General features: G+C 61.0%; 13 protein-coding genes. 6 read left to right on the forward strand and 7 right to left on the reverse strand.

The features are described from left to right. Positions 1–27: 27 nt before the first annotated feature. Together HKK54_RS32770 and HKK54_RS32775 are read left to right on the forward strand one after the other, a co-directional pair. Positions 28–519, forward strand: coding sequence for a prolyl-tRNA synthetase associated domain-containing protein (locus tag HKK54_RS32770; protein WP_169389154.1), 492 nt, complete (start codon positions 28–30; stop codon positions 517–519). 354 nt (positions 520–873) lie between these two features. Further along, a complete protein-coding gene (locus tag HKK54_RS32775; RefSeq protein WP_003212408.1) occupies positions 874–1,638 on the forward strand; it encodes a transporter substrate-binding domain-containing protein in 765 nt (254 codons plus the stop codon). An 845-nt stretch (positions 1,639–2,483) separates the two neighbouring features. On the opposite strand, the gene HKK54_RS32780 is transcribed toward HKK54_RS32775, so the two are convergent. From HKK54_RS32780 to hutU, 4 genes are all read right to left on the reverse strand, one after another. Then, entirely contained in the window at positions 2,484–3,275 is a 792-nt protein-coding gene (locus HKK54_RS32780; RefSeq protein ID WP_010166871.1) for an ABC transporter ATP-binding protein, read from the reverse strand. Between the two features lie 17 nt (positions 3,276–3,292). Next, the gene (locus HKK54_RS32785) at positions 3,293–4,030 is read right to left on the reverse strand and encodes an ABC transporter permease (protein ID WP_088426180.1); all 738 of its coding nucleotides are present in this window, start codon (positions 4,028–4,030) and stop codon (positions 3,293–3,295) included. 16 nt (positions 4,031–4,046) lie between these two features. Then, positions 4,047–4,769, reverse strand: coding sequence for an ABC transporter permease (locus tag HKK54_RS32790; protein WP_003220032.1), 723 nt, complete (start codon positions 4,767–4,769; stop codon positions 4,047–4,049). 119 nt (positions 4,770–4,888) lie between these two features. Continuing rightward, positions 4,889–6,556, reverse strand: coding sequence for a urocanate hydratase (gene hutU / locus HKK54_RS32795; RefSeq protein WP_169389155.1), 1,668 nt, complete (start codon positions 6,554–6,556; stop codon positions 4,889–4,891). Positions 6,557–7,032: 476 nt separating this feature from the next. Here hutU and HKK54_RS32800 point away from each other — a divergent pair, with 476 nt between their 5' ends. From HKK54_RS32800 to HKK54_RS32810, 3 genes are all read left to right on the forward strand, one after another. Continuing rightward, positions 7,033–8,163: a carbon-nitrogen hydrolase family protein gene (locus HKK54_RS32800; protein WP_169389156.1), complete on the forward strand. Its 1,131-nt coding sequence runs from the start codon at positions 7,033–7,035 to the stop codon at positions 8,161–8,163. A 4-nt stretch (positions 8,164–8,167) separates the two neighbouring features. After that, positions 8,168–9,202: an AraC family transcriptional regulator gene (locus HKK54_RS32805; protein ID WP_010166867.1), complete on the forward strand. Its 1,035-nt coding sequence runs from the start codon at positions 8,168–8,170 to the stop codon at positions 9,200–9,202. A gap of 329 nt (positions 9,203–9,531) precedes the next feature. Beyond that, positions 9,532–10,521 (forward strand): transketolase-like TK C-terminal-containing protein, encoded by a 990-nt coding sequence (locus HKK54_RS32810; protein WP_169389157.1) that lies wholly within the window; start codon positions 9,532–9,534, stop codon positions 10,519–10,521. Position 10,522: 1 nt separating this feature from the next. On the opposite strand, the gene HKK54_RS32815 is transcribed toward HKK54_RS32810, so the two are convergent. Further along, entirely contained in the window at positions 10,523–10,993 is a 471-nt protein-coding gene (locus HKK54_RS32815) for a MarR family winged helix-turn-helix transcriptional regulator (protein WP_010166862.1), read from the reverse strand. Between the two features lie 145 nt (positions 10,994–11,138). On the opposite strand from HKK54_RS32815, the gene aceE reads away from it, so the two are divergent. Further along, positions 11,139–13,808 (forward strand): pyruvate dehydrogenase (acetyl-transferring), homodimeric type, encoded by a 2,670-nt coding sequence (gene aceE, locus HKK54_RS32820; protein ID WP_169389158.1) that lies wholly within the window; start codon positions 11,139–11,141, stop codon positions 13,806–13,808. Here the strand turns inward: aceE and HKK54_RS32825 are convergent, their stop codons facing one another. Then, a complete protein-coding gene (locus HKK54_RS32825; RefSeq protein ID WP_169389159.1) occupies positions 13,809–14,639 on the reverse strand; it encodes a DUF2242 domain-containing protein in 831 nt (276 codons plus the stop codon). It lies immediately after the preceding gene. 89 nt (positions 14,640–14,728) lie between these two features. Then, positions 14,729–15,628 carry a LysR family transcriptional regulator gene (locus HKK54_RS32830; protein WP_169389160.1) on the reverse strand — a complete coding sequence of 300 codons (900 nt, stop codon included), beginning with the start codon at positions 15,626–15,628 and terminating at the stop codon, positions 14,729–14,731. Positions 15,629–15,722 lie beyond the last annotated feature (94 nt).

Here is a 15,722-nt window from a genome sequence, read left to right on the forward strand (position 1 = left end):
GACAACGCGATACCGGGGACCTTGCCGATGCTTCAACCCACAGACGTTCTACACCTGCTCGACACCTGCTCCATTACCTACGAATACGTGGAACACAGCGCCGTGCGCACCTGCGAAGAAGCCGACAAACTGGACATCGGGATTAGCGGGCAGGCGGTCAAGAACATCTTCCTGTGCGATGCCAAAGGCTTGAATCCCACCCTGGTGGTGCTCAAGAGCGACCAGCGCCTGGACCTGCGCGCACTCTCGCAGACCCTTGGCCTCAAGGGCTTGAGATTCGCCTCGCCGCGCCGCCTGATGGAAACCCTGGGCGTGGAGCCGGGGGCGGTGTCATTGCTGGGGTTGTGCAATGACGTGCAGCGCGCCACCCAGGTTGTGATCGCCGAAGAGGTGTGGAACGGGGACAGGATTCTCTGCCATCCGCTGGTGAATACCGCGACTCTGTCGATCGCAGTCCGCGATATGGCGCGACTGCTAGATCATCTGGGCTTCACGCCGATACTCACCGCCGACGCCTGACAGCGCACGGGCGGGTGCAAAACGCTACCTATCGACCCAAAACAGGGCGACAAAATAGCGCGGAGTTTCTACCTCTGTTTAATTTCTTTTAAAAATCAACAGGTTATTTATTTGTAAAAGCTGGCAAATATTTTGCAATGACATGTATGTACATGTGGAGTCATGTGCAGACTGGAGAGCGAATCGACCAGTCCCCAAACCTGTATGCGTTCGAGAAAAAGTCCTAAGCCCACATCAAAACATTGGTAGGAAATAGAAATGACCGCTAAAAAATCGAATTGGTTAGGCTCTGTTGCTGTAGCGACCTTAGTGATGGCAAGTGCTTCCGGACTGCAGGCAAAGGACTGGACGTCCGTGAACATCGCGACCGAGGGCGCGTACGAGCCCTGGAACCTGACATTGCCAGGCGGGAAGATCAGTGGTTTCGAGCCTGAGCTGATGGACTACCTGTGCGCCAAGATGAAGCTGCAGTGCAAGATCACCGTGCAGAACTGGGATGGCATGATTGCCAGTCTCAACGCAGGGAAGTTTGATGTGTTGATGGATGCGATCGTTATCACTGACGACCGTAAGCAGGTCATGGATTTCTCGATTCCCTACGCGCAGACGCCGGCCAACTTTGTCGCGCAGGATGCGGCGTTGCTGCCGGGTAAAACCGGGGCGGCGAATGCGATTACGCTGAGTGCTGATCCGAAGGCGATTCACGATGCGATTGAGCCGTTGCGTCAGGCGCTGAAGGGTAAAACCATCGGGATCGCTTCAGGCATCATTTACACCAAGTTCATTGATGAGAACTTCAAGGACGTGGCGACGATTCGTGAGTACAACACGTCCGCTGATGCAATTCTTGATCTGCAATCGGGCCGTATTGACGCGATTTTTGATGACGTTACGTTCCTTGATTCGATCATGTCCAAGCCTGAGAACAAGGGGCTGGCGTATACCGGGCCGCAGATCAAAGGCCCTATCTGGGGTGATGGCGAGGGCCTGGGTTTTCGCAAGAGCGATCCGGAGTTGAAGGCCAAGTTCGATGCGGCGTTGAAAGAAGCGATTGCTGATGGGACTGTTAAGAAACTCAGCGAAAAATGGTTCAAGGTGGATCTGACGCCTAAGTCCTGAGGCGCTCTTGGTTGGGGTGGGGGCATATCCGTTATTTGGGTGATGGCTGAGATTGGTTCCGCTCTTACAGCGGGTCACTTTTGAAAAGAGCCCAAAAGTAACCAAAAGGCTCTTGCCCCACCACTCGGCACCTCGCTAAGGCTCGGTGTGCCCTCACTCCGGCTTTGGACCGTGGGCCGCCGCGATGGGCCATCCTTGGCCCAGCGCGGCTAACCCGGCGTCCTGCCGGGTTACCCACGCTCCAAAGCCTGCGTTCGGCCAGCGTGGTTTAACGGGGCGCCTAAGATCAAGATCAAAAGCAGATCAAGAACACAGCGGCCTACAGGCCGGCTTGAGTGGTAGAAGCAAATCAAAATCTAAAGCGGGCACGGTCCACTGTAGGAGCTGGCTTGCCTGCGATGGCATCTACTGGGTGTACCTGACGCACCGAGGTGTCTGCATCGCCGGCAAGCCAGCTCCTACAGAAAAGCAGCTCTGCTTTCGCTCTGGTTTTTGATCTGGCTTTTAACACTCAGGTCGGCTTTCAGGCCGCCGTGCTCTTGCTTTTGATTTTGATTTTGATCTGACTGCCCCAATAAGCCCGAGGCCGAACGCAGGTATTGCGGAGCGGGTAAACCGGCAGGACGCCGGTTTAGCCGCGACGGGGCAGGGACGCCCCGTCGCGGCGGCCCGCGGAGCAATGCCGGAGTGAGGGAACACCGAGCCTAGGCGAGGTGCCGACAGGCGGGGCAGAGCGTTTTGGTTACTTTGCCGCTTTTGCAAAGTGACTCGCTGTAAGAGCGAAACCATAAGCGGCCGTTACCGCAGCAACGGATATGTACTCAAACCCAACCAACACCCAACCACTACTCCGCACTACGCTGCGTATGACTCGATACAAACTGCCGAAACCGCTCCGTCGGCAACCCCTCAAACAACTCCGCCGGCGTGCCCTGGGCATCAATCAACCCATTGGCCATAAACACCACCCGATTCGACACATGCCGCGCAAACCCCATCTCATGGGTCACCACCAACATGGTCCGCCCTTCCTCGGCCAGCGACCGCATCACCCGCAACACCTCCCCTACCAACTCCGGGTCCAGCGCCGACGTCGGCTCATCAAACAACATCACTTGCGGGTTCATCGCCAACGCCCGGGCAATCGCCACCCGCTGCTGCTGCCCACCCGACAAATGCGCTGGGTAATAATCACGGCGGTCATAAAGCCCCACCTTGTGCAGCAGTTGCTCAGCTTCCTCCACACACTCGGCCTTCGAACGCTTGAGCACCCGCATCGGGCCCTCGATGACATTTTGCAAAACCGTCATATGCGACCACAGGTTAAAGCTCTGGAACACCATGCCCAACTTGCTGCGCATGGTCTCCACCTGCCGCGTACTGCCAGGCAACAACCGACCATTGCGCTGACGCTTGAGCTCGATGGTTTCGCCGTCGAGCACGATACTGCCCTCGTCCGGGGTTTCCAGCAGGTTGATACAGCGCAGGAAGGTACTCTTGCCCGAACCGCTGGCGCCGAGGATGGAAATCACGTCACCTTTGTGAGCCTCCAGCGAGATCCCCTTGAGAACCTGTGCCGAACCGAAAGCCTTGTGAATGTTGTTAACCGAAAGGGCGCTCTGAATGTGAGTACTCATGACAAGCTCCGCTGCAATCAGGAATGAGAAATAGGTTCGGGGGTTTGCTTGACCGGTACGTCGTTCGGCCGCTCACGCAGGTGGGGCGACAGACGATGTTCAATCCAGGCCACCACACGCACCACCAGGAAATTCAGGATCAGGTAGATCAGCGCCGCACAAATGAACACTTCCATGGTGCGGTAGGTACGCTGGATGATTTGTTGCGCCACGCCGGTGACGTCCCATACGGTGACCAGGCTGGCCAGTGCGGTGGACTTGACCAGCAAGATGGCCTCGGTGGAATAGGCCGGAAGCGCCTGGCGCAAGGTGACCGGGCCGATCACTCGCCACAACAGGGTCCAACGCCCCATGCCCACTGCCTGCCCCGCTTCGATCTGCCCTTGAGGCACGCTCAGCAGGCCACCGCGAATGATTTCAGCGGTGTAGCCGGCGGTGCACATCGCCAAGGAGACCACGGCGCAGCCATAAGGCGACCTCAACACCACCCACAGGAAGCTGTCGCGAATCGCCGGGAACTGGCCCAGGCCGTAGTAGATCAGGAACATCTGGATCATCAGCGGCGTGCCGCGAAACAGCATGATGTAGAAACGCGCCGGGTAGCTGAGGAATGGCCAGCGGCTGACGCGCATGGACACCACGCCCAGCGACAGCAGCAACCCCAGGGTCAGGGACGAAAAAAACAAGGCCAGGGTGATGGGCAAGGCACCCAGCAACTTGAGCATGGTGTCGGCAAGAAAGGCGAAATCGATCATGGCAAACGGTCCCTTCTCACGACTGTGCAGGATTGCGCCGCTGCGTACGCTGTACGCGCGCTTCGGCAATATTGAAAAGACGGCCAGAAAGCCCGGTCAGAATCAGGTAGCACACGCCGCCGACGATGTAGAACGTGAAGTATTGGCGCGTGGAACCCGCCGCCACCTGGCTGGCTCGCATCAGTTCCACCAGGCCAATCACCGAAATCAGCGCGGAGTCTTTGAGGCTCATTTGCCAGACGTTGCCCAGGCCCGGCAGCGCATACCGCCAGATCTGCGGGATCAGCACCCGGCGAATCCGCGTTGCGCGGTTCATGCCGATCGCCAGTGCCGCCTCAAGCTCACCCTTGGCCACCGCGATAAAGGCACCGCGATAGACCTCAGCCTGATACGACGCCGAGATCAATCCGACGGCGATGGCCCCCACCATGAACGGTGGGACATCGACATAGCCTTCGCCGCCAAACCAGTGATTGACGGCCGTCACCACACTGGCACCGCCGAAATAGAACAGGTAGATCACCAACAGCTCCGGGATCCCCCGGAACAGGATGGAATACGCATCACCCAGGTATCGCAAGGCACGCTTTTTGGAAAGTTTGGCCATGGCCACCAGGCTGCCGACCAGCGCACCGACCACCAGCGCCGCAAGGGTCAACAACACGGTCATGAGGGCGGCCTTGAGCAAGGCCATCCCCCAACCCGTGTCGCCAAAACTGAGCATCTGCATGAGACTCATCAAGTCACTCCTACCGAAAACACATAAAGCACCGGAACCTTGAAATCCGTCTCAACCTGCCCGACGTCCATGAAGCAAAGGGTGCAACTGCCTGACTCTTTCGCGAGCAAGCTCGGCTCCTACAACATCGGCAGGTTCAACCCCTGCTCCTTGGCGCAATCGATCGCGATCTGGTAACCGGCATCCGCATGACGCATCACGCCGGTCGCCGGGTCGTTGTGCAGCACGCGGGCGATACGCTCGGCGGCTTCGTCGGTACCGTCGCAGACAATCACCATGCCCGAGTGCTGGGAGAAGCCCATGCCCACGCCGCCGCCGTGGTGCAACGAAACCCAGGTCGCGCCGCTGGCGGTGTTGAGCAAGGCGTTGAGCAGTGGCCAGTCGGACACGGCGTCGGAACCGTCCTGCATCGATTCGGTTTCACGGTTGGGGCTGGCCACCGAGCCGGAGTCCAGGTGGTCGCGGCCGATCACCACCGGTGCCGACAGCTCGCCGCTGCGCACCATTTCGTTGAACGCCAGGCCGAGCTTGGCGCGCTGGCCCAGGCCAACCCAGCAGATACGCGCCGGCAGGCCCTGGAAGCTGATGCGCTCGCGGGCCATGTCCAGCCAGTTGTGCAGGTGGGCGTCGTCCGGGATCAGCTCTTTGACTTTGGCGTCGGTCTTGTAGATGTCTTGCGGGTCGCCCGACAGCGCAGCCCAACGGAACGGGCCGATGCCACGGCAGAACAGCGGACGGATGTAGGCCGGTACGAAACCCGGGAAGTCGAAGGCGTTTTCCACGCCCACTTCTTGCGCCATCTGACGGATGTTGTTGCCGTAGTCGAACGTCGGGATGCCTTGTTTCTGGAACTCAAGCATGGCCTTGACGTGCACCGCCATCGACTGCTTGGCGGCCTTGATCACTTCGGCCGGTTCGGTCTTGGCGCGGGCGCGGTACTCGTCCCAGGTCCAGCCGGCGGGCAGGTAGCCGTTAAGCGGGTCGTGAGCGCTGGTCTGGTCGGTGACCATGTCCGGGCGCACGCCGCGCTTGACCAGTTCCGGCAGGATTTCCGCCGCGTTGCCCAGCAGGGCGATGGAGATCGCGCGGCCTTCCCTGGTGTATTTGGCGATGCGCGCCAGGGCGTCGTCGAGGTCGGTGGCTTGCTCGTCGACATAACGGCTGTTCAAGCGGAAGTCGATGCTGACCTGCTGGCATTCGATGTTCAGCGAGCAGGCACCGGCCAGGGTCGCGGCCAGTGGCTGGGCGCCGCCCATGCCGCCGAGGCCGGCAGTCAGGACCCAACGGCCCTTGAGGTCATCGTTGTAATGCTGGCGACCGGCTTCGACGAAGGTTTCGTAGGTGCCCTGCACGATGCCCTGGCTGCCGATGTAGATCCAGCTGCCGGCGGTCATCTGGCCGTACATGGCCAGGCCCTTGGCATCCAGTTCGTTGAAATGCTCCCAGCTCGCCCAGTGCGGTACCAGGTTGGAGTTGGCGATCAGCACGCGCGGCGCGTTGCTGTGGGTCTTGAACACGCCGACGGGTTTGCCGGACTGCACCAGCAGGGTTTCGTCGTCATTGAGGTGAGTCAGGCTTTCGACGATCTGGTCGTAGCATTCCCAGTTGCGCGCGGCACGGCCAATGCCGCCGTACACCACCAGTTCTTTCGGATTTTCGGCAACCTGCGGGTCAAGGTTGTTCATCAGCATGCGCAGCGGCGCTTCAGTCAGCCAGCTTTTGGCGGTCAGCGTGTTGCCGCGTGCGGCACGGATTTCAACGTCACGGTACTTCGTAGGCTTGGTCACAAAAAAATCCTCAACGATCAATGCGCGAACATGATGGGTGCGAAGAAGATGTCCATGGACTCTTACGCACACATCTTTACTTGTACATACAAGCATATGCAAGGTTGTTGCCAACTCGACGCGTCGTTGTACAGAGAGGCCTGTAAAGCGCTGAAACACTTGAGTTACGCGGCCAGCCCTCCGCGAACCCATCGCACGAATCAACTTCGGCGAGGAACTTGCGCACGGTATTGAGGCACAAAGTAACAATCTGCCAGAAGCTGGTGCGCGCACGAGTAACATCCCACGGCGTTGACCAGCGCGCGTGCACCTGTGGCCACAACCCGTTACTGTCGACCCTGGAAAGATCCGGCCCGCGGCGAAAACACGCACTCAAGGCTTTTGAGATTTTCGTGCCAAACCACGGTTTTTCGTACCCTGCCCAGAAATTTGAGAGAAAATGCAAACCCAGCACACGGTCCGTTGTCATTTGCCCCATGCGTAAACTTCTTGCCTTCACCCTCATCATGGCCCTGGTCGCCGCCGTTTCCGCCTATCTGGTCTGGACCCAGGAGCGCCCCGTGGGCCATTACCTGTCCGACCTGCGGATCAACCTGGCTGTCGACGAAGGCGTGCCCGCCGACCGCGGCAACCTGCTGGGTATCCAGCCGGAACTGTTCCCCGCCGACTATCAGAGCCTGGAACGCCTGCACCTGAAACTCGCGGCCTATCTGCAAAAGGCCCGGGACCAGGGCCTGGTCAACGACAAGACCATCGTGGTACTGCCGGAACATATCGGCACCTGGCTGATGGTCGGCGGGGAAAAGAACGAGCTGTATCAGGCCACCAATCTCAAGGAGGCGATGAACTGGTTGTCGGCGAGCAACCCGCTGCTGTTCCTGCGGGCGCTGATCAGCGCCAAGGGTGATGACCGCATCGACGACGCCTACCTGCGCATGAAAGCCCCGACCATGGCCCGTGACTATCAGGTGCTGTTTGGCGGCCTGGCCAAGGAGTTCGGCGTGACCCTGGTGGCCGGCTCCATTGCCCTGCCCAACCCGAGCGTGAGCCAGGGCCAACTGCAAATCGGCCATGGCGCGCTGTACAACACCAGCGTGGTGTTTGATCGCGATGGCTTGCCGGTGGGCCAGCCGCAACGCCAGCTGTATCCGATTTTCGACGAGCGCGGCTTTATCGAACCGGGTGACGAAAACACCGTCAGCGTGGTCGACACGCCAGCCGGGCGCCTGGGCATCCTGATCGGCAGCGACAGCTGGTACCCCGACAACTACCGCAAGCTCAACGAGCAAGGGGCGCAATTGGTCGCGGTGCCGGCGTTCGTGATTGGCCGCGAGACCTGGGACAAGCCGTGGCGCGGCTTCAAAAGCGTGTCGACCCCGCCGGAGATCAGCCTCAAGCCCGAAGAACTCAGCGAAGGCGAAGCCTGGCACCGCTTGACCCTGATCAGCCAGCAACCCATCAGCCAGGCCACCGCCGGCATGAGCGTGTTCCTGCGCGGGCAGTTCTTTGACATGGGCAGCGCCGGGCAAAGTTTCCTCAGCAGCAACGGCCAGGTGTTTGCCGACGGCAATGCCCATGGCGCGCGCCTGCTGAACGTGTGGCTGTAAGACGATGAAGCCGGTGCGGCTGGGGGATTTGTCGGTGGGCTTCGTCCACACCTTGGCCGATGCGATCCACAGCCATGGCCTGGACCCGCAACCGTTGCTGCTGCAATACGGCCTTGACCCGGCACGCCTGGCCGAGGCTGGTGCGCGCTTGTCGATCCCGCGCTATATGCGCCTTGGCTTTGCGGCCATCCAGTTGACCGGCGACGCCAGCCTGGGCCTGCGCATGGGCCAACTCAGCCGCTTGAGCCAGGCGGGTCTCGCCGGTGTTACCGCGGCCCAGGCGCCCACCGTGCGCGAAGCCGCCCGCACCCTGACGCGCTTCGAAGCCTTGTACGGCTCCAACTATCGCGGCCAATCAAGCTTTCACGAGGATGCCGACGGCGCCTGGTTGCGCTTCTATTCCATCAGCCCGTACAACGCGTACAACCGGTTTGTGGTGGACTCGATCATCGCCGGCTGGCTGCATCAATTGTCGAGCCTGAGTGCGCAACCGGTGCAGGCGCAGCGTATCGAAATCGAGTTCCAGGCCCCCGACTACAGCGAGCGCTACAGCGTGCTGGGGGACTGCCCGATCCAGTTCGGCGCCGAGCACAATCAACTGCGCCTGAGCCAGCAGACCCTGGCGCTGCGCAACCCGGAACATTGCCCGAGTACCTGGCAATTGCTGGTGCAGTTGTGTGAACGGGAATTGGAGCAGTTGACGCGCACCCGCAGCCTGCGCGAGCGCATTACCCGGTTGCTCGGGCCGATGCTCAACGGTGGCCGGGAACCCGACCTGGAAGAAGTGGCGGCTCGTTTGAAACTGCCGACCTGGACCTTGCGGCGCAAGCTGGCGGAAGAAGGGACTCAGTTCCGGGCGATTCTCAACGACACTCGCCGCGACCTGGCCATGACCTACATTCGCGATACCGAACTGGCGTTCGGTGAAATTGCCTATTTGCTCGGTTTTGCTTCAGCGGAAGCCTTTCAACGGGCCTTCAAGCGCTGGAACAGCCAGACCCCAGGGGAATTTCGCCGCAGTCAGCGGCATTCCGCCTGACGTCTGTCTTACAGCTCGGTGGCATCATCGGCCGGATCCAGCGGATCCAGTTCAAAGGCGTGGTACTCGAGCAGTTCTTCCTGGTAATCGTCCATTGTTGACTCCTTGTTTTATGAAAAGGGGTTGCCTAGTGACCTGCACAACCAGCCTAAAGTGCCGTCATGACGAAAAAATGTCCGGGGCATGACGTTCCTGCACTTCAAGATTAAACGTAGCAGTGTTGGCTGGATTTAGCCGGAGGAATTTTAGATGCAACTGCAATCATTGCAATTGCAATCATAAGCAAGAATACATTAGGGTGGGGCATCCGTTGCCAAGCGACCCAGCCCATGACTGCCGCCACCGAACGCTCCGCCCTGATCTGTATCGACGCCTTGAACGCCGCGCAGCAGCCCCGCTGCTCACCCCTCTACAGCGTGATGAGCATGGCCAACACCCTGGAGTCCAGCCGGCAGGCGTGGGTGATTCGCGGTCAGTCGCGCTCCCGCCGCGTGGTGAGTTGGCCCACCTGGTTCGCGCGCAATACCGGGGAAAAACCGCTGCTGTATCTGCACACGGCCGCTTCGTCGGCGCAGTTGCGGGCGCTGTCCGGCGAGACCCGCCAGCGGGGCATCCTCTGCAACGACAATGCAACCCAGCCCTCCCCTTCACTGCCCTTATGGCTGGCCAGCAATCCTCACTGCACACCTTATGACCCGGCCTCCGGCGAGGAGGCCCGGGCAATTGTGCTGGCGGGTTTGCAGGCGCTCTATGTCGACGGCGAGCCGGGGTTTTACTACCTGGCACTGCACGATCAACACGAAGGGCCAGGGTTGAGCCCGCAGGAGAGTGACCATGCGCTCAGGGGCATGTACCGGGTCCGGCGCTCATACACGAGTGAATTGAGGGTGCGGTTGCTGGGGGCGGGTCGAGCGTTTGAAGAAGTCGTGCACGCCGCGCAGTTGCTCGAGACGGATTGGGGCGTCGAGGCGCAACTGTGGAGTTGCCCCAGCTATACACGGCTGGCCCGCGAGGCGCAGGCGGTGCAGCGCTGGAACCGCCTGCACCCGTTGGCACCGAAGCGCAGCTGCCATCTGCGGGATTACCTTGGAGGCAATGACGCGCCGGTGATCGCGGTCACGGGCTACCCGCAGCCAATCGTCGATCAGCTGGCGGCGCATGTGGATGCACGCTTTGTGGCGTTGGGTGCGGGCTCGGTGGAGGCGTCAGCACCGAGTCGTTACTGGATTGCCACGCTGGCGTTGAAGGCACTGGCGGATGACGGGTGTATCGAAGCAGAACACGTCGAAACCGCCCTGCATCGATATCACCTGAAATGAATCAGGTCTTGCGCCGCCCCCGGGTCTGCACACCCGCCTCCATCGCCAGCCCTGCGGTGCGTTCCAGCGCCTCGGCAAAGCCCCGGCGCTGCTCGCTGTCGAGCTGGGACAAAAACAACTCATCCACGCTGCTTTCGTAGATTTTCCACATTTTTTTACGCAACACGCGGCCCTCTTCGGTGATCGAGACAAAGGCTGCCCGCCCGTCACCATCGGAGCGCGAACGCACCACCAGGCCGTCCTTTTCCAGGCGGTCGACCAGGCGCGTCAGGTTGTAGCGTTCGATGGCCAGCACATCGGCCAATTCGTGCATGCGCCGGGTGCCGTCAGGGCCGCTTTCCAGGCCCCACAAGGCGTCGTACCAGGCGTAAGGCGGCAGACCGGCATCGGCCAGGCGCCGTTCGATTTCACGGATGACCGTCCTGTGGGCCCGAACAAAACGGAACCAGACATCAGGCTCTTTCGACGACATGCAACACCATCCGGGGAATTTCAAGAAGGTTGCAATAGTAGCTCATCCCGCGCTAGATTCAGCCATGTAGTTGCAATTGCAACTACATTCGCAAAGCTCCCACAAAGAGCCCACACGTTGAAACCCGTCCACCCTGGAGCCTGACATGACCCCGAACACTGCAGTACGCCTCGACGACGACCCACAGGAAACCCGCGAATGGCTGGAGTCCATCGAATCGGTGTTGTCCACCGAAGGCCGCCCGCGCGCGCATTACCTGATCGATCAGTTGCTGGATTTCGACGTGGCGCGGCATGGCGACTTCTACGGGCGGGTGACCACGCCTTACGTCAACACCATTCCGGTTGATCGCCAGTTGCCCTACCCCGGCAACCTGGCCACCGAGCGCCGGCTGAATGCGTTTATCCGCTGGAACGCCATGGCCATGGTATTGCGGGCCGGCAAGCACTCAGGCGTAGGTGGGCATATCGCGACGTACGCGTCGGCCGCCGTGCTGTATGACGTAGGCTTCGACCACTTCTTCCGTGGCCGCACCGACAGCTTCGATGGCGACCTGGTGTACATCCAGGGCCACTCCGCGCCGGGCATTTACGGGCGCGCCTACCTCGAAGGCCGGATCAGCGAGGCGCAGCTGGACAACTTCCGTCGGGAAGCCGGTGGCGACGGTTTGTCGTCCTATCCGCATCCACGGCTGATGCCGGACTTCTGGCAATTTCCTACGGTGTCCATGGGCCTTGGGCCGATTACCGCCGCGTATCAGGCGCGCTTCATGCGCTACCTGGAATTCCGCGACCTCAAGCGACACCAGGGTCGCAAGGTGTGGGCGTTCCTCGGTGATGGCGAGATGGACCAGCCGGAATCCCTGGCGGCCATTTCCCTGGCCGGACGCGAGAAACTCGACAACCTGATCTTCGTGGTCAACTGCAACCTGCAACGCCTGGACGGCCCGGTGCGCGGCAATGCCAAGGTGATCCAGGAATTCGAAAGCCTGTACCGCGCCGCTGGCTGGAACGTGATCAAAGTGATTTGGGGCGGCGGCTGGGATGCGCTGCTGGAAAAGGACAACAGCGGTTTGCTGCGCCAACGCATGATGGAGTGCGTGGACGGCGACTATCAGAACTACAAATCGCAAAACGGCGCCTACGTGCGGGAACACTTCTTCGGCAAATACCCGGAGTTGCTGGCACTGGTGGCGGACATGTCCGACGACGATATCTGGAAACTCTCACGGGGCGGCCATGACCCGGACAAGGTCTACAACGCCTATGCCGCCGCCGTGCGCCACAGCGGGCAGCCGACGGTGATCCTGGCAAAAACCGTCAAGGGCTTCGGCATGGGCGAAGCCGGCGAAGGACAGAACATCAACCACCAACTGAAAAAGATGGGCGCGGAGGCCGTCAAGGCCTTCCGCGATCGCTTCGGGCTGGAAGTGGCCGACGATCAACTCGCCGAAATCCCCTACCTCAAGCCCGCCGCCGACAGCGAAGAAGCCCGCTATTTCGCCGCCCGCCGTCAATCATTAGGCGGTTACGTACCGGCCCGCCACAGCGCGGTCGAGTCGTTGAAGATCCCGGAACTGGACGCCTTCGCCACCCAGCTCAAGGACACCGGCGAACGCGCTATCTCCACCACCATGGCCTTTGTGCGCATCCTCGGCACGCTGCTCAAGGACCCGAACCTGGGCAAACTGATCGTGCCCATCGTGCCAGACGAGTCCCGCACCTTCGGCATGGAAAGCCTGTTCCGCCAGATCGGCATTCACTCCGCCGTCGGCCAGCTCTACACCCCACAGGATGCCGGCCAGCTTTCCTACTACAAGGAGAGCAAGGACGGACAGATCATGCAGGAAGGCCTGAATGAATCCGGCGCCATTTCCTCGTGGATCGCGGCGAGCACCTCCTACGCCAACCACGGCGTGATGACCGTGCCGTTCTACATCTTCTATTCGATGTTCGGCTTCCAGCGGGTCGGCGACCTGGCCTGGGCCGCAGGCGATGCACGGGCGCGGGGCTTCCTGCTGGGGGCGACCGCCGGGCGCACGACGCTGATGGGTGAAGGCCTGCAGCATGACGATGGCCACAGCCATGTGCTGTCGTCGGTGATTCCGTGCTGCATTTCCTATGACCCGACCTTTGCCTTCGAGCTGGCGGTAATCATTCGCGAGGGCATGCGCCGGATGTACGTCGAGCAAGAGGACATTTACTACTACATCACCCTGCTCAACGAAAACTACCCGCACCCGGCAATGCCCGAAGGCGTCGAGGACGGGATTCTCAAGGGCATGTATCGGTTACAGGCGGCTGAGGACGCCGCACAACCAAGGGTGCAATTGATGGGCAGCGGTTCGATCCTGCGGGAAGTGATCGCCGCCGCTGACTTGCTGCGCGATGACTTTGCCGTGGCCAGCGATGTGTGGAGTGTCACCAGCCTGACCGAGCTGCGCCGTGAAGGCCATGCCGTGGAACGCTGGAACCTGCTGCACCCGGAGAGCGAACCGCGTACCAGCTATGTCGAGCAGTGCCTTGAGGGCCAGGCTGGCCCCGTGGTGGTCGCCACCGATTACATGAAGATCCTTGCTGACCAGATCCGCCCGTTCGTGCCGGGCCGGCGCTTTGTGGCGCTGGGCACTGATGGCTTCGGGCAATCGGATACCCGCGAAACCTTGCGTGAGTTTTTTGAGGTGGACCGCTACTTCATCGCGCTGGCGGCCCTGAAGGCGCTGGCGGACGACGGCCTGATCAGTCGCGCCAGGGTGGCGGAGGCGATCAGCCGCTACGGGATCAACGTCGACAAGGCCAACCCCGTAGCGGTGTAGTTACTGCACAGGCGTCGGCAGGGGCGGAATCGCTTCGGTCGGCGCCGGCAGCGTCGGCTGGGTAGCCTGCGGCGCAGGTGCCGGGGTTTCCTTGGGAGCAATCGGCGCGGGTTCTGCCGGCGGTGCAACCGGCTCCGATGCCGCAGGCTCTACCGCTGGCGTCACCGGGGCTGCCGGTGTGGCGGGCACTTCTTTCGGCGCTTCTTTAGGCGCCTCGACCTTGTCAGCCGCCGGAGCTGCCTTGGGTTCCGGGATGCCCAGGTCAGCCTTGGGCTTCTCTGGAATATGCGCAGCCTTTTTCACTTCCTGGGGCAGGAAAACGTCCACCAGCGCGAAATAACGCTCATAAAATTTCGGCGCAGACACGGTCTCGCTGGCCACCTTGACCATGGAGTCGTCGGTGGAGCCAATCGGCATCGACACCGAGCCCAACACACCCACGCCGAGGCTGGCGGAGTTGTTGACCTTCTTCAGCGCATAGCGGTCCTGCAAGGCGTTGGCGAACATCGTCGAGTGATGATCACCGCTGCCATCGTCGGCACACACCACGTTGAAACTGATTTGCAGGTGAGTCTCGCCGGTCTGCTGGAAACTCTTGTTACCCACCACCAGCTTCGGATCGCTGCTGGTGATGATGTAACCCTGGCTCAACAGCGCACGCCGCGCCGCTTCACAGGCCGCGGTGTCACTGACCGGGTAATCACGGGAAAACGTACCGGAGTCGTCGAAATTCTCATGTTCATAAATAGCGGTCTTGGGTGACGAGCAGCCCGCAGCGCCCGCCAGCACCAGCGCCAACCCGAGGCTACGCAAGTGAAATGATGTCGACATCGAAAATCCTGAGGAAAACAGTCAGGGCGGTATTGTGCAACAGAACGTGGCCTTGGCGCGCGAATTCCTGTCGGTAAAACGTCACAGCCTTACGGGACGGTGTCTGCAGGAAAAAGCCGCTCGCCCATATGGTCGATAAACACGCGCAGTTTCGCCGAGGCATGGCGACTTGATGGCCAGAGCATCCAGAAGCTGCCGCTGTGTTCCAGGTAATAGTCCAGCACCCGTTGCAGCCGGCCCTGCTCCACCGACTCCCGGACCATAAAGTCCGGCAGGCAGGCAATCCCCAGGCCTTCGTGGGCCACGTGCATCAGCGATTCGATGGTGGTGGAGACCAGTGGTGCACGCAGGACCGGCTCCGGCATGCCCGGCTCCGGGCGCAGCGGCCAGGCTTCCAGCTTGCCGGTGGCGCAGAACTTGTGGCGCAGGCAGGCGTGGTTGTTCAAGTCCCGGGGCTGACGCGGCGTTCCGTGCAGGCGCAGGTACTCGGGGGAAGCCACCAGCACCAGGCGGTAATTCCCGAGGTGGCGTGCCATCAAGCGTGAATCCTCGGGCTTGCCGGTGCGAATCACAGCGTCGAAACCTTCTTCGATCACGTCCACCATGCGGTCGGAGAAGTCCACGTCCAGCTCGATCTCGGGGTAGGCCCGCATGAAATCGGTGAGCACCGGCATCAACAGCCCGCGCACTTGCGGCAGACTAATGCGCAGCTTGCCCCGGGGCGTGGCGGATGCCTGGCTCAGCTCCTGTTCTGCAGCCTCGACCTCGGCCAGGATGCGCCGGGAACGTTCCAGAAACAGCGCGCCCTCGCTGGTCAACGTGATGCTGCGGGTGCTGCGATGGAACAGCCGCACACCCAGGCGCTCTTCGATGCGCGCAATGCTTTTGCCAATCGCCGAGGACGACACCCCCAGCAGGCGCCCGGCCTCGGTAAAGCTGCGGGTTTCCGCCACCTGCACAAACACTGAAATACTGCCGAGGCTGTCCATCGTCTCGCTCCCGAGGATTGCGGACGTTGGCGTCCGATAAGTTCGGAACCTTAGCCTGTTTTTCTCCACCGCGCAGCACCCTACTCTGGCTCCC

It is taken from the genome of Pseudomonas sp. ADAK13, from assembly GCF_012935715.1.
GTDB lineage: Bacteria > Pseudomonadota > Gammaproteobacteria > Pseudomonadales > Pseudomonadaceae > Aquipseudomonas.